Annotated in this window: 11 protein-coding genes and 1 pseudogene; 8 read left to right on the forward strand and 4 right to left on the reverse strand. The window is 73.2% G+C overall.

Annotation, left to right across the window (positions count from 1 at the left end; all coding sequences use genetic code 11):
- The first annotated feature begins 47 nt into the window (after window positions 1-47).
- The 4 genes and pseudogenes from infB to truB all read left to right on the forward strand — a co-directional run bounded on the left by infB (window position 48) and on the right by truB (window position 4,963).
- A pseudogene (gene infB, locus K1J57_RS33495) lies at window positions 48-3,108 on the forward strand (translation initiation factor IF-2).
- Between the two features lie 87 nt (window positions 3,109-3,195).
- A complete protein-coding gene (locus K1J57_RS16220) occupies window positions 3,196-3,492 on the forward strand; it encodes a DUF503 domain-containing protein (protein WP_220559399.1) in 297 nt (98 codons plus the stop codon).
- Between the two features lie 2 nt (window positions 3,493-3,494).
- The gene (gene rbfA / locus K1J57_RS16225; RefSeq protein ID WP_220559400.1) at window positions 3,495-3,944 is read left to right on the forward strand and encodes a 30S ribosome-binding factor RbfA; all 450 of its coding nucleotides are present in this window, start codon (window positions 3,495-3,497) and stop codon (window positions 3,942-3,944) included.
- 131 nt (window positions 3,945-4,075) lie between these two features.
- On the forward strand, window positions 4,076-4,963 hold the full coding sequence (gene truB, locus K1J57_RS16230; protein ID WP_220559401.1) for a tRNA pseudouridine(55) synthase TruB: 888 nt from the start codon (window positions 4,076-4,078) through the stop codon (window positions 4,961-4,963).
- A gap of 287 nt (window positions 4,964-5,250) precedes the next feature.
- On the opposite strand, the gene K1J57_RS16235 is transcribed toward truB, so the two are convergent.
- Complete coding sequence (locus K1J57_RS16235) at window positions 5,251-6,108, reverse strand: alpha/beta fold hydrolase (RefSeq protein ID WP_220559402.1); 858 nt, start codon at window positions 6,106-6,108, stop codon at window positions 5,251-5,253.
- A 201-nt stretch (window positions 6,109-6,309) separates the two neighbouring features.
- Between K1J57_RS16235 and K1J57_RS16240 the strand changes: the two genes are divergently transcribed.
- From K1J57_RS16240 to K1J57_RS16255, 4 genes are all read left to right on the forward strand, one after another.
- Window positions 6,310-7,257 (forward strand): bifunctional riboflavin kinase/FAD synthetase, encoded by a 948-nt coding sequence (locus tag K1J57_RS16240; RefSeq protein ID WP_220559403.1) that lies wholly within the window; start codon window positions 6,310-6,312, stop codon window positions 7,255-7,257.
- Window positions 7,258-7,511: 254 nt separating this feature from the next.
- Entirely contained in the window at window positions 7,512-7,781 is a 270-nt protein-coding gene (gene rpsO / locus K1J57_RS16245; protein ID WP_220559404.1) for a 30S ribosomal protein S15, read from the forward strand.
- A 302-nt stretch (window positions 7,782-8,083) separates the two neighbouring features.
- A complete protein-coding gene (locus tag K1J57_RS16250) occupies window positions 8,084-10,390 on the forward strand; it encodes a polyribonucleotide nucleotidyltransferase (protein ID WP_220559405.1) in 2,307 nt (768 codons plus the stop codon).
- A 106-nt stretch (window positions 10,391-10,496) separates the two neighbouring features.
- Window positions 10,497-11,831: a pitrilysin family protein gene (locus K1J57_RS16255; protein WP_220559406.1), complete on the forward strand. Its 1,335-nt coding sequence runs from the start codon at window positions 10,497-10,499 to the stop codon at window positions 11,829-11,831.
- Between the two features lie 66 nt (window positions 11,832-11,897).
- Here the strand turns inward: K1J57_RS16255 and K1J57_RS16260 are convergent, their stop codons facing one another.
- The 3 genes from K1J57_RS16260 to K1J57_RS16270 all read right to left on the reverse strand — a co-directional run bounded on the left by K1J57_RS16260 (window position 11,898) and on the right by K1J57_RS16270 (window position 14,289).
- Window positions 11,898-13,106 (reverse strand): Dyp-type peroxidase, encoded by a 1,209-nt coding sequence (locus tag K1J57_RS16260; protein ID WP_220559407.1) that lies wholly within the window; start codon window positions 13,104-13,106, stop codon window positions 11,898-11,900.
- Window positions 13,106-13,696, reverse strand: coding sequence for a copper chaperone PCu(A)C (locus K1J57_RS16265; RefSeq protein WP_220559408.1), 591 nt, complete (start codon window positions 13,694-13,696; stop codon window positions 13,106-13,108). Before K1J57_RS16265 ends, K1J57_RS16260 begins: the two co-directional genes overlap by 1 nt.
- 119 nt (window positions 13,697-13,815) lie before the next feature.
- Window positions 13,816-14,289 (reverse strand): Hsp20/alpha crystallin family protein, encoded by a 474-nt coding sequence (locus K1J57_RS16270; RefSeq protein ID WP_220559410.1) that lies wholly within the window; start codon window positions 14,287-14,289, stop codon window positions 13,816-13,818.
- Window positions 14,290-14,294: the final 5 nt, after the last annotated feature.

Consider the following 14,294-nt stretch of genomic DNA (forward strand, 5'->3'; position numbering starts at 1 on the left):
ACGGTCCGGCACGAGCCCATGTCCCGGACCGAAGCTGAAGGAGAGTAGTGGCGAAGGTCCGGGTGTACGAACTCGCGAAGGAGTTCGGAGTAGAGAGCAAGGCCGTCCTGGCCAAGCTCAACGAGATGGGCGAATTCGTCCGTTCGGCGTCCTCGACGATAGAGGCCCCCGTCGTGCGACGCCTGCAGGAAGCTTTCAACAACGGGAACGACGGCGGCAAGAAGGGCGGGGCCCCCAAGCCCGGCCCGCGCGCCGAGTCCTCCGCGGCCCCCAAGCCGGGGCCCGCGCCCAAGCCGGGTCCCAAGCCGGGTCCGGCCGCCAAGCCCGCCCCGCAGTCCCCGGCCGCGCAGCCCCCGTCCTTCCAGGGCGAGCCCGCGCGTCCGGCGGGCCCCAAGCCGGGCCCCAAGGCCCCGCGCGGCGAGTCCGGCCAGCGTCCCGGCGGTGCTCCGCGCCCCGGTCCGCAGGGCCGTCCCGAGGGCGGCGCCCCGCGCGGCGACCGTCCCGAGCGCGGTGACCGCCCCGAGCGCGGCGAGCGCCCGCAGCGCGGCGACCGCGGTCCGCGTCCCGAGGGCCGCAGCCCCCGTCCGGGCCCGCGCCCGGCCGGTCCGCGCCCCGGCAACAACCCGTTCCAGACCAACGCCTCGGGCATGGGTGCCAAGCCGGCCCCGCGTCCCGGCGGCGGCGCCCCGCGTCCGGGCGGCCCCAGCGGCCAGGGCGGTCCCCGTCCCGGCCCGCGTCCGGGCCCGCAGGGCGACCAGCGCGCTCCCCGCCCCGGCGGTGGCGCTCCGCGTCCGGGTGCTCCCGGCGCCCAGGGCGGTCCCCGTCCCGGCCCGCGTCCGGGTCCGCAGGGCGACCGCGCCCCGCGTCCGGGCGGTGCCGCGGGCGTGCCGCGTCCCGGCGGCGCGGCCGGCGCCCCCGCCCCGGTGGCGGCGCTCCGCGTCCGGGCGGTCCGCGCCCCAGCCCGATGAACATGCCCTCGTCCCGTCCCGCCCCGGCCGAGCGGTGCCGGTCGCGGCGGTCCCGGCGGCGGTCGTCCCGGCCCCGGCGGCCGCGGCGCGGCGGCGCCCCGCGGGTGCCGGCGGTCCGCGTCCCGGCGGCGGCGGTGGCGGCGGCGGTCGTCCCGGCGGCGGCGGTGGCTTCGGCGGCCGTCCCGGCGGCGGTGGCCGCGGTCGCGGCGGCGGCACGGCCGGTGCGTTCGGCCGTCCGGGCGGTCGTCCCGGGCGTGCCCGCAAGTCCAAGAAGCAGCGGCGTCAGGAGTTCAACGACCTCCAGGCCCCGTCGTTCGGCGGCGTCAAGATCCCGAGCGGCAACGACCAGGTCATCCGCCTGTCCCGCGGCGCTTCGCTGTCCGACTTCGGCGACAAGATCGACGTCAACCCGGCGTCGCTGGTCCAGGTGCTGATGCACCTGGGCGAGATGGTCACCGCGACCCAGTCCCTGCCGGACGAGACCCTGGTGCTGCTGGGCGACGAGCTCAAGTACCGCATCGAGGTCGTCAGCCCGGAGGACGAGGACCGCGAGCTGCTGGAGTCCTTCTCCATCGAGTTCGGCGAGGACGACGGCACCGAAGAGGACCTGCGTCCCCGTCCGCCCGTGGTCACCGTCATGGGCCACGTCGACCACGGTAAGACCCGACTGCTGGACACCATCCGCAAGACCAACGTCGTGAGCGGCGAGGCCGGCGGTATCACCCAGCACATCGGTGCCTACCAGGTCGCCACCGAGGTGGACGGCGAAGAGCGCAAGATCACCTTCATCGACACCCCCGGTCACGAGGCGTTCACCGCCATGCGTGCCCGCGGTGCGAAGGTCACCGACATCGCGGTCCTGGTGGTCGCGGCCGACGACGGCGTCAAGCCGCAGACGGCCGAGGCCATCGACCACGCCAAGGCGGCCGAGGTGCCGATCGTGGTGGCGGTCAACAAGATCGACGTCGAGGGCGCCGACCCGCAGCGGGTCCGCGCGCAGCTCACCGAGTACGGCCTGGTGGCCGAGGAGTACGGCGGCGACGTCCAGTTCGTGGACATCTCCGCTCTCCGCGGCACCAACATCGACGCCCTGCTCGAGTCGATCGTGCTGACGTCCGACGCGGCCCTGGACCTCCAGGCCAACCCGGACATGGACGCGCAGGGTCTGGCCATCGAGGCCTACCTGGACCGCGGCCGCGGCTCCACGGCCACGGTGCTGGTCCAGCGCGGCACGCTCAACGTCGGCGACTCGATCGTCTGCGGCGACGCCTACGGCCGCGTCCGCGCCATGCTCGACGAGCACGGCCAGAACGTGCAGAGCGCCGAGCCGTCCCGTCCGGTGCAGGTGCTGGGTCTGACCAACGTTCCCAGCGCCGGCGACAGCTTCCTGGTCGTCAAGGACGACCGGGTGGCCCGCCAGATCGCGCAGCAGCGCGAGGCGCGCGAGCGCTTCGCCCAGCAGGCGCGGTCGGCCCGCCGTGTCACCTTCGAGACCTGGCAGGACCACCTCAAGGAGGGCGAGCGCTCCGAGCTGCTCTTGCTCATCAAGGGTGACATGTCCGGTTCGGTCGAGGCGCTCGAGGAGTCGCTGCTCAAGATCGACGCGGGTGGCGAAGAGGTCAACATCCGGGTCATCGGGCGCGGTGTCGGTGCGATCACGCAGAACGACATCAACCTGGCGGCCTCCGCCGACGCCATCATCATCGGCTTCAACGTTCGGCCCGAGGGCAAGAACAGCGAGCTCGCCGACCGCATGGGCGTCGACATCCGCTACTACTCGGTCATCTACCAGGCCATCGACGAGGTCGAAGCCGCCGTCAAGGGTCTCCTCAAGCCCATCTACGAGGAGGTCAAGCTCGGTTCGGCCGAGATCCGCGAGGTCTTCAAGGTGCCCCGGATCGGCAACATCGCCGGTTCGATCGTCCGCGACGGCATCATCCGCCGCAACTCCAAGGCGCGGCTCATCCGCGACGGGGTCGTCATCTCCGAGAACCTCACGGTGGACTCGCTCCGCCGGTTCAAGGACGACGCGACCGAGGTCCGCGAGGGCTTCGAGTGCGGTATCGGTGTCGGCTACAACGACATCCGCATCGAGGACGTCATCGAGACGTACGAGATGCAGGAGAAGCCCCGCGACTAGGAGTCGCGAGGCCTGATCCACCGGGGCCCCGGACACGAGCTGTCCGGGGCCCCGCCTTTGACGGTTCACAACACCACAGGTGATCACTTGTACGTTGGGGCGCTGACCCTGGACGTCCTTCTGGGCGACGTCCACTCGCTCAAACAGAAGCGTTCGGTGGTGCGGCCGGTCATCGCCGAGCTGCGCCGCAAGTTCTCGGTGTCGGTCTCCGAGGTGGGAGAGCACGACCTGTACCGTCGCGCCAAGATCGGCGTCGCGGTGGTCGCCCCCACGGCGGCCCACGCCCGGGAGCAGATGGACACCTGCGAGCGCTTCGTCGCGGGCCGTCCCGAACTGGAGCTGCTGTCCGCCAGGCAGCGGCTCTTCAACGAAGAGGAAGACTGACCATGGTTGACGCCGCACGCGCGCGAAAGATCGCCGACCGCATCCAGCGCATCGTCGCCGAGATGCTGGACCGACGGATCAAGGACCCGCGCCTGGGATTCGTCACCGTGACCGACGCGCGCATCACCGCCGACCTGCGGGACGCCACGGTGTACTACACGGTGTTCGGCAGCACCGAGGACCGGGCCGCCTCCGCCGCGGCGCTGGAGAGCGCCAAGGGCCTCATCCGCAGCGAGGTGGGCAGGCAGACCGGCATCCGGCACACGCCGAGCCTGACCTTCGTCATCGACGAGGTTCAGGAGAACGCCCAGCACATCGAGGAGCTGCTGGTCAAGGCGCGGCAGTCGGACGCCGAGGTGGCCCAGCGGGCCACCGGCGCCAGCCCGGCGGGCGAGGCCGACCCCTACAAGGCGCCGCGTGAGGCCGAGGACGACGACGAGGACGAGGAGTAGCCCTCCCGTCCCGTGCCGCGGGGAGACCGCGGCCGGAGACGCCGGCCGGGGACCCTCCGGTCCCCGCCGTACGGGCGGCGGCGCAGCGCCGCCGCCCGCTCCCCTTTCCCGACCCCTTCCCGAGGAGACCGATGGCCGAGAGCGGCGTCGTGGTGATCGACAAACCCGCCGACTGGACCTCGCACGACGTGGTCGCCAAGACCCGCGGGCTGGCCAGGACGCGCCGGGTCGGACACGCGGGCACCCTGGACCCGATGGCCACCGGTGTCCTGGTGCTGGGGATCGAGAAGGGCACCAAGCTCCTGGGCCACCTCACCCTGACGGAGAAGGCGTACGACGCCACCCTCCGGCTGGGGCTCACCACCAACACCGACGACGCCGAGGGCGAGCCGGGGGAGCGGGTGGACGCCTCGGGGGTGACCGACGAGGCCGTCCACGAGGCGGTGCGGGCGCTCACCGGGGAGATCATGCAGGTCCCGCCGCAGGTCAGCGCGATCAAGGTGGACGGCGTGCGGGCCTACAAGTCGGCGCGGAAGGGCCAGGAGGTCGAGCTGAAGGCCCGCCCGGTCACCGTCTCCGCGTTCGAGGTCACCGGCATCCGCCGGGTGACCGACGAGGCGGGGACGTTCGTGGACGTGGACGCCTCCGTCGTCTGCTCCAGCGGCACCTACATCCGCTCCCTGGCCCGCGACGCGGGCGCCGCCCTGGGCGTCGGCGGCCACCTGACGGCGCTGCGCCGCACCCGGGTGGGCCCCTACGACCTGGCGCAGGCGCGCACCCTGGACCAGCTGGCGGAGGAGTTCACCCAGGTCCCGCTGGCGGAGGCGGTCGCCGCGGCCTTCCCGTCGCGCGCGCTCACCGAGGAGGAGACCCGGCGGGTGCGGCACGGCAACCGGATCGACCCCACCGACCAGGGGCGGGGGCCCATCGGCCTGTTCGCCCCCGACGGCCGGGTGATCGCGCTGGCGGAGAACCGCCGCGACCACATGAAGCCCCTGGTGGTCTTCGAACCCGCCTAGTCCGTGTTCCTTTGAACCTCCGCTGCGCTTCGGCCCGCCCGTCGCCCGCCACCACCCTCAACGGACGGCCTGCGGCCGCAGCCCGGTCACCTTGTTCGGCGCCCCTCGAGGGCGGGAACCTTCGGCCCCTCCGTCGCAGTCCTCGCCCGCCCGTCGCCCACCACCTCCCTCAACGGATGGCCTACGGCCACAGGCTTTCCTCGAGGACCGCTCCTTCGGGGCCTCCAGAACCCCGCCGGGCGCCTCACGAACCCCGGCGGCACAGGAGAGCGTTCAAAAAACAGGCATTAGGCAGCGGGGACCTCGGCGAGGAAGCCGGCCAGGGCGGCGGTGAGTTCGGCGGGGCGCTCCACCGAGGGCACGTGCCCGGTGTCGGGCAGCTCCAGCAGCCGGGCGCCGGGGATCCCGGCGTGGTAGAGGTCGGCGACCTCCTGGATCTCGCGCACGTCGGACAGGCCCTTGACGACCAGGGCGGGCACGCCGACCTCGGCGAGCCGCCCGTTGGCCGGCGGGTCGATCCACCGGGGCGTGTTGGCCGGGGAGGACCACAGGCGGGCGAACAGCTCGCGCAGCATCAGCAGGCTCAGGTCCCAGGACTCCGGGGGGAGGTCCTCGGGGGAGCGGCCGGGGCCGGCCACCATGAACCGGGCCTGCGCCTGCGCCATCGCGGCCACGTCCGCGGGGTCGGGGGCGGCGTTCCCGGCCCGGTAGCGGGCCAGGCGCTCGGGCGGGACGGCGGGGCCGACGGCGGCGGCCGCCGCGTCCGTGAACGACTGCGGCCACCGGTGGCCGGACATCCCCGGGCAGACCAGGGCCAGGGCGCCGACCCGGCCGGGCGCGGCCAGCGCGGCGTCCACGGCGTGCGCGCCGCCGTACGACGCGCCCACCAGGGCGGCCCGGTCGATGTCCAGGGCGTCCATGAGGTCGAGCAGGTCGCGGTGGTGCTCCACCGGCCCCCCGTGGTCGGCGGAGCCGCCGACCCCGCGCCGGTCGTAGCGCACCACCCGATGGTCCGCGGCCAGCGCGGCGAACTGGTGGTCCCACATGCGCCGGTCGGCCAAGCCCGCGTGCAGCAGCACCACGGCCGGTCCGTCGCCGGCCTCGTCGTAGGCGAGTCGGGTCGAGCCCGTGTCGATCATCGGCATCCGGGCAGGCTAACGACCCCCCCGCTCCCTGTCGACCCCCTTCTCCCCACCGCAGAACCCCGGCGCTCCCGAAGCACGGCCCGCCGGGGCACGGGCGCCGCGGGGGGACTGGTGTCGGCGGGCGGGCGGCGGACGTGGCAGGCTTGGGGCGAGGGGGCCGCAGGGCCCTCCGCCTGGCCTCGTGACGAAGGGGAGTCGGACGTGCGGCGATGGGACGGGCCGGAGGGCGTGCCCTCCGGATGGGGGCGGTCCGTGGTGGCCGTCGGTGTCTTCGACGGTGTGCACCGGGGACACCGGGCCCTCCTGGCGACCGCGGTCGAACGGGGCCGGGAGCTGGACCTGCCGGTGGTCGTGGTGACCTTCGACCCGCACCCGGAGGCGGTGCTGCGCGGCGTGACCCCGCCGGTGCTCACGCCGGTGGAGCGGCGGATCGAGCTGCTCGGCGGGTACGGGGCGGACGCCGTGTGCGTCATGCCGTTCACCAAGGACCTGTCGGCGCGCACCCCCGAGGAGTTCGTGCGCGGCCTCCTGGTCGACCGGCTGCACGCCGCGGCCGTGGTGGTGGGCGAGGACTTCCGGTTCGGGCACCGGGCCGCCGGAGACGTGGCCGAGCTGGCCCGCCTGGGCGGGGAGTTCGGCTTCACGGCGGACGGGGTCGCGCTGGTCGCCGACGGGGAGGCCATCACCTCCACCCGGGTGCGCGGCCTGCTGGCCGACGGCGACGTCGCCGGGGCCGCCGCGCTGCTGGGGCGCCCGCACCGGGTCGAGGGCGAGGTCGTGCACGGCGCCGCGCGCGGCCGCGAGCTGCTGGGCTTCCCCACCGCCAACATGGACCTGCCCCCGCACACCGCCGTCCCGGGCGACGGCGTGTACGCGGGCTGGCTGAGCCGGGTCGAGCCGGTCCCGGGCCGCGAGTCGCGCTGGCCCGCCGCGATCTCGGTGGGCACCAACCCCACCTTCGACGGCGCCGAGCGGACCGTGGAGTCCTACGCCCTGGACCGCGACGACCTGGAGCTGTACGGGGTGCGGATGACCGTGGACTTCACCGAGCGCATCCGCGGCCAGGAACGGTTCGACCGGCTGGACGACCTCATCGTCGCGATGCGGCGCGACGTCGAGCGCTGCCGCGCCGTCCTGGGGGTCTCCTGAGCCGGGGAGACCGCCCCCACGCTGCGTGCACGCCCGCGCCCTCCGTGTTTGCGGTAGGGTGGAGTCGTCCACGTGTGCCCCGCACGAGGTCACGGTAGCGTGACCCGAGGGGGAGCGCGATGTCCTCCCGCCGTCGGCGGGAGCCGCGCGGCACACCCGACGGTGACTGTTCGTACGCGTGGTCACCGCGTCTGACCCCGGTCCCTTCCGGCCGGGTTCGCCCTGCGTACCGAATCATTGAGAAAAGGAACGACGTGTCGATCGACGCCGCCACCAAAGAGAAGATCATCGCCGAGTACGCCACCGGCGAGGGCGACACCGGCTCCCCCGAGGTCCAGGTCGCGCTGCTCACGCACCGCATCACCGAGCTCACCGAGCACCTCAAGGACCACAAGCACGACCACCACAGCCGTCGCGGCCTGCTCCTGATGGTCGGCCGTCGCCGCCGTCTCCTCAAGTACATCGCCAAGCAGGACATCACCCGCTACCGCTCGCTGATCGAGCGCCTGGGCCTGCGCCGCTAGGACGTCGGAGGGAGCGGCTTCGGCCGCTCCCCCTTTCTTAGTAGGGTGTACGTGTCGGCGGTCACCGCCGCACCCGCACGCCAACTGAACAGAGACCACCCGCGCCCATCACTCCCTCGGCCGCAGAGTCGAGGCCGGTCCTCGGTAGTGGCCTCCGGAAGGTCCCGTCACGGGACCCCGTGGGCTTCGATCGATGACCGGCCGTCATCAACTCCGGGGCACGGACGCGGGGAACGAACACACGCGCCGGACCAGCGGGTCCGGCGCATCCCAACGCGAACACGTGTAGTAGGAGGTCGCCCATGGAGGGCGTTTACTCTGCCGAAGCCGTCATCGACAACGGCAAGTTCGGCACCCGTACCATCCGCTTCGAGACCGGTCGCCTGGCCCGCCAGGCCGCCGGTTCGGCGACGGTGTACCTGGACGACGAGACCGTCGTGCTGTCCGCCACCACCGCCTCGAAGCGACCCAAGGACAACCTCGACTTCTTCCCGCTGACGGTGGACGTCGAGGAGCGCATGTACGCGGCCGGCCGCATCCCCGGCTCGTTCTTCCGGCGTGAGGGCCGTCCCTCCGAGGACGCCATCCTCACCTGCCGCCTGATCGACCGGCCGCTGCGCCCGTCGTTCAAGAAGGGTCTGCGCAACGAGATCCAGATCGTCGAGACGATCCTGGCCCTGCACCCGGACCACCTGTACGACGTCGTGGCCATCAACGCCGCCTCGATGTCCACCCAGATCGCCGGGCTGCCCTTCTCGGGTCCGATCGGCGGCGTGCGCGTCGCCCTGATCGACGGCCAGTGGGTCGGCTTCCCGACGCACTCGGAGCTGGACAACGCCACCTTCGACATGGTGGTCGCCGGTCGCGTCCTGGAGGACGGCGACGTCGCGATCATGATGGTGGAGGCCGAGTCCACGGTCCACACCCTCAAGCTGGTCGCCGAGGGCGCCGTCGGCCCCAACGAGCAGACGGTGGCCGAGGGCCTGGAGGCCGCCAAGCCCTTCATCAAGGTGCTGTGCCGCGCCCAGCAGGCCGTCGCGGACCAGACCAGCCGCGAGGAGGGCGAGTTCCCGATCTTCCTCGACTACGAGGACGACGTGTACTCCGCCGTCGACTCCGCCGTGCGCGAGGACCTGTCCAAGGCGCTGACCATCGCGGACAAGCAGGACCGCGAGGCCGAGCTGGACAAGGTCAAGGCCGCCGCGGCCGAGAAGCTCGCCGAGGACTTCGAGGGCCGCGAGAAGGAGGTCTCGGCCGCCTTCCGCTCGCTCACCAAGAACCTGATGCGCGAGCGCGTCCTGCGCGACAAGGTCCGCATCGACGGCCGCGGCCCCAAGGACATCCGCCCGCTGTCCGCCGAGGTCGGCGTGCTGCCGCGCGTCCACGGCTCGGCGCTCTTCGAGCGCGGTGAGACCCAGATCCTGGGCGTCACCACCCTGAACATGCTGCGCATGGAGCAGACGGTCGACACTCTCAACCCCGAGAAGACCAAGCGCTACATGCACAACTACAACTTCCCGCCCTACTCCACCGGTGAGACCGGCCGGGTGGGCTCGCCCAAGCGGCGCGAGATCGGGCACGGCGCCCTCGCCGAGCGCGCCCTGATCCCGGTCCTGCCCTCGCGCGAGGAGTTCCCGTACGCCATCCGCCAGGTCTCCGAGGCGCTGGGCTCCAACGGCTCCACCTCGATGGGCTCGGTCTGCGCCTCCACCATGGCCCTGCTGTCGGCCGGCGTGCCGCTCAAGGAGATGGTGTCCGGCATCGCCATGGGCCTGATCAGCGAGGGCGACGAGTTCGTCACCCTCACCGACATCCTCGGCGCCGAGGACGCGTTCGGCGACATGGACTTCAAGGTCGCCGGCACCCGTGAGCTCATCACGGCCCTGCAGCTCGACACCAAGCTCGACGGCATCCCCGCCGAGCAGCTGGCGCTCGCGCTCCAGCAGGCCCGCGGCGCGCGCCTGGCGATCCTCGACGTCATGCAGGAGGCCATCGAGCGTCCGGCCGAGATGAGCCCGAACGCTCCGCGCATCCTGACCGTCAAGGTCCCCGTCGACAAGATCGGCGAGGTCATCGGCCCCAAGGGCAAGATGATCAACTCGATCCAGGACGAGACCGGCGCCGAGATCACGATCGAGGACGACGGCACCATCTACATCGGTGCCACCGACGGCCCCTCGGCCGAGGCCGCCCGCGACACGATCAACCAGATCGCCAACCCGACGATGCCCGAGGTCGGCGACCGCTACCTGGGCACCGTCGTCAAGACCACGACGTTCGGCGCGTTCGTGTCGCTGCTGCCCGGCAAGGACGGCCTGCTGCACATCTCGCAGATCCGCAAGCTGCACGGCGGCAAGCGGATCGAGAACCTCGACGACGTGATCAGCATCGGCGAGAAGATCCAGGTCGAGATCCGCGAGATCGACGACCGCGGCAAGCTGTCGCTGGTCCCGGTCGAGGTCGTCGAGGCGGAGGCCGCCCAGGCGGCTCCGGCCGCTCCGGCCGAGGGCGACGCCCCGGCCGAGGCCGAGGACAAGGACGGCGACAACGGCGAGGGCGCCCCGCGCCGGCGCCGCCGCCGCTCGAGCAGCCGCTCCGAGAACACCTGATCCGCTCTGAACACGTGAGGGGGCGGTCGCACCGTGGGTGCGGCCGCCCCCACCGCGTATCCTCGGGCGGTAGGTCCCACGCACACGACGCGAAGAAGAAGGATTCATGAGTTCTGTCCCCATCGCCGCCGAGCAGGAGCCGGGCACGACCGTGACGCTGCTGGAAGCGGACGGCGGCTCCGGCCTGGTGCGCCGGACCGTGCTGCCCGGCGGACTGCGCGTGGTCACCGAGCACATCCCCGGCGGGCGCTCCGCCGCGTTCGGGATCTCGGCGACCACGGGCTCGCGCGACGAGGACGCCGCGCACGCCGGTTCGGCGCACTTCCTGGAGCACCTGCTGTTCAAGGGGACCCGGACCCGGTCGGCGCTGGAGATCTCCGCGCTGCTGGACGGGGTGGGCGCCGACCACAACGCCTACACCACCAAGGAGCACACCTGCTACTACGCGAAGGTGCTCGACCGCGACCTGCCGCTGGCCATCGACGTGGTCGGTGACATGGTCGCCAACTCGGTGCTGGACGAGGGCGAGGTGGAGACCGAGCGCGGCGTGATCCTGGAGGAGATCGCCATGTACGAGGACGAGCCCGCCGACCTGGTGGACGACGTCTACGCGGCGCACTTCTTCGGGGACACCCCGCTGGGGCGGCCGATCCTGGGCACCATCGACACCATCAAGGCGCTGCCCCGGGAGCGGATCGCCGAGCAGTACCGGGACGCCTACGTCCCCTCGGAGCTGATCGTCACGGCGGCCGGGAGCCTGGACCACGACCTGGTGGTGGAGCAGGTCCGGGAGATGTTCGCCGAGCGGCTGGCCGCCGCGGGCGACGCCCGCCCGGCGGGGCCGCGCATCGGCGGCGGCCCGGTCCCCACCTTCGGCGGCCAGGTGGTGCAGCCGCGCGACACCGAGCAGGCGCACATCATCCTGGGGTCGGAGGGCATCATGCGCACCGACCCGCGCTGGCACGCGCTGCGGCTGCTCAGCGCCGCCCTGGGCGGCGGCATGTCCTCGCGCCTGTTCCAGGAGGTGCGCGAGAAGCGCGGCCTGGCCTACGCGGTGCACGCCTACCACACCGGCTACGCCGACACCGGGACCTTCCAGATCTACGCGGGCTGCCTGCCGGAGAAGGCCGACGAGGTCATCGGGGTGTGCCGGGACGAGCTGGCCAAGGTGGCGGCGTCGGGGATCACCGACGAGGAGCTGCGCCGGGCCAAGGGGCAGATCCAGGGCTCCCTGGTGCTGGGCAGCGAGGGCACCAACGCCCGGATGGGCCGCCTGCTGGGGCACGAGCTGAACCACCCGCGCCACTTCTCCATCGACGAGGACCTGGCCCGGTTCGACGCCGTCACCGACGCCGAGGTCGCCGAGGTCGCCGCCGAGCTGCTGTCGCGCCCGCGGGCGCTCGCGGTCATCGGCCCCTACGACGAGGGCCGCACCTTCTGACCTCCCGGCCGGCCGTACGGGCCCGCACCCCGCACCGGGCGGGGCGCGGGCCCGCTGTGCGCCCGGTCAGCCTTCGAGCAGGGTGTCCCCGACGTAGCCGCCCTCGGCGCAGCCCGGGGGGACGGCGAACACGGCCGAGCCGACGGCGGTGACCCACTCGTTGAGCAGGTCCAGCTCGTCCAGCCTGCGCTGGATGGGGACGAACTGGCGGACCGGGTCGGCCTGGTAGGAGGCGAACAGCAGCCCCGCCTCCGGGGTCCCGTGGTCGCGCAGGTCGTAGTTGTAGCCGCGCCGGAAGATCCGCTCCTCGGGGTCGTCGGTGCGGGAGCGGCGCACGTGGGCGAAGTCCGCGATCACGGACAGCCCGGTGGCGTCGGTGGCCGCGAGGTCCACCTCGGCGTGCTCGCCGCCGCCGGTCAGCGGCGCCCCGTCGGCCAGGCGGCGGCCGATGACCGCCTCCCGGGCGGGCCGGTCCAGCTCGTCCCAGGTGTCCAGGTGGGTCTCGATGCGCCGCAGCACCAGCCCGGTGCCCCCGGCGAGCCAGGGCGGTCCGGCCTCCCGCCACACCAGGTGGTCGAAGTCGGCGGTCCCCGGGCGCGGGTTGACCGTCCCGTCCACCTGGCCCATGAGGTTGCGCATGGTGGTGCCGTCGGCCTCGGAGCCGTGGGCGCGCCGGAACCCGCTCTGGGTCCACCGGGGCTCGGTGAAGGCGCGCGCGTCCTTGCCGAGCATCCGCACCGCGTGCGCCACCGTCACCGGGTCGTCGGCGCACACCTGGACGAGCAGGTCGGCCTGGCCCCAGCGCGGGTCCAGGTCGTCGTGGTCGAACTCCGGGAGCGGCCGCAGCCAGCCGGGCACGGCGTCCGGGTCCACCCGCTCCACCAGGCCCGGGCCGAACCCGAACGTGACGGTCAGGCCCGCCGGGACGGCCGCCAGCTCGGGTTCGGTGTCGGCCAGGGCGGGCTCGCCCCGGGTCAGGCGGGCGGCGTCGTCGCTGAGCAGCCTCATCAGCCGGCGCACCCCCTCGGCGTCCACGTCCCGGCCCAGGTCGAAGGCGGTGAACGCGGCGTGCGCCTGCGGCGGGGTCTCCACCCCGGCCTGGCGGGGCCCGTGGAAGGGCACGGTCCGCTCCCCGTTGAGGGGGAGCGCAGCGGCCTCCTGCGGCGCGGTAGGCGCGCCGGCCGCCCAGCGGTGGGCCAGCGCTCCGCCGACCGCTCCCGCGCCGGCCGCCGCGCCGCCCAGGAGCAGGCCGCGTCTGCTGACGGTCCGGTCCATCAGTGGTCCCCGCCGTCCCCGTGGTCCCCGTGGCCCCCTCCGCCGTGGCCGTCGCCCTCGTACTCCTCGTCGGCCCCCGCGTACTCCTTCACCGGAGCGGTGAACTCCGCCGTCGACCCGTCGGCGAACTCCACCGTGACGGTGGCCTCCATGCCCGGCTCCAGGTCCTCCGTGAGGCCCATGAGCATGATGTGGTCGCCGCCGGGCGCCAGGGCACGGGTGCCCCGGGGCTCCACGGGGAACCCGCCGTCGATCTCGCGCATGGTGGATTCGGTGCCCTCGGTGACGACCTCGTGCAGCTCGACCGTCTCCGCCGCCGGGTGCTCGGCCGCCACGATGACGATCTCCGCGTCGGAGCCGTTGGCCACCTCGCCGAACACGGCGGTCATCCCCTCCTCGGCGGTGACGGCCTTGACCCAGGGGTCGGTGATCGAGAAGGCCTCCGCCTGCTCCGCCGCCGGAGAGGGCGGGGCGGACTCGGCGGCCGCGCCCCGGGGCGTGTCGGCCGGGGTCCCCGTGCCGCAGGCGGTGAGGGCGAGGCCGAGCACGGCCGCGATCGGCAGGGCGCGGGCGGTGCGGGTGTACTGCATCGTTCCTCCGATTCGGGGCCGTACCGGAGACGGCCCTTCCGTCATCGGAGTCGTCGTGCGGGGGCGGGCGGTTCCCGCCGGTTCCGGGCGGCGGCGCCCGGGAGGCGCCGCCGCCCGGCTCAGGAGCCCCGTTTGCGCCTGCGGACGGAGATCGTCTTGGGCGCGGCGGCGTTGGCCGCGCCGCGCACCACCACCTCCAGCAGACCCTCCCCGTAGGAGGCCTCCACGTCGCGTTCGCTGACCCCCTCGGGCAGGGTGATCTCGCGGCGGAAGGTGCCCATGAACCGCTCCGACGAGTAGTAGACGACCGTTCCCTCCTCGTCGCGCCTGCGCTCCCCGCTGATGGTGAGGACCCCGTGGTTGAAGCTGACGGCGACGTCCTCCTCGTACACCCCGGGCACCTCGCAGCGGACGACCAGGTCCTCGCCGCGGGCGAGGATGTCGGTGGGCGGGCTCCAGGCGTCGGCGTACCCGCGTTCGCGCAGGCCCGTCTGGCTGGTCTCGATCGACGCCATGGCGTCGGAGACCCGGTTCATCTCGGTGATCATGTCCACGACCCCGTGGAAGGGGTTGCTGAACTTCTTCGGTGCCATCGCGG

It is taken from the genome of Nocardiopsis sp. MT53 (assembly GCF_019598965.1).
Lineage (GTDB): Bacteria > Actinomycetota > Actinomycetes > Streptosporangiales > Streptosporangiaceae > Nocardiopsis > Nocardiopsis changdeensis.

Coding starts and splice junctions, on each gene's coding strand:
- rbfA (WP_220559400.1), top strand. CDS start 3,495: ATGGTTGACGCCGCACGCGCGCGAAAGATCGCCGACCGCATCCAGCGC.
- truB (WP_220559401.1), top strand. CDS start 4,076: ATGGCCGAGAGCGGCGTCGTGGTGATCGACAAACCCGCCGACTGGACC.
- K1J57_RS16235 (WP_220559402.1), bottom strand. CDS start 6,108: ATGCCGATGATCGACACGGGCTCGACCCGACTCGCCTACGACGAGGCC.
- K1J57_RS16250 (WP_220559405.1), top strand. CDS start 8,084: ATGGAGGGCGTTTACTCTGCCGAAGCCGTCATCGACAACGGCAAGTTC.
- K1J57_RS16255 (WP_220559406.1), top strand. CDS start 10,497: ATGAGTTCTGTCCCCATCGCCGCCGAGCAGGAGCCGGGCACGACCGTG.
- K1J57_RS16260 (WP_220559407.1), bottom strand. CDS start 13,106: ATGGACCGGACCGTCAGCAGACGCGGCCTGCTCCTGGGCGGCGCGGCG.
- K1J57_RS16265 (WP_220559408.1), bottom strand. CDS start 13,696: ATGCAGTACACCCGCACCGCCCGCGCCCTGCCGATCGCGGCCGTGCTC.
- K1J57_RS16270 (WP_220559410.1), bottom strand. CDS start 14,289: ATGGCACCGAAGAAGTTCAGCAACCCCTTCCACGGGGTCGTGGACATG.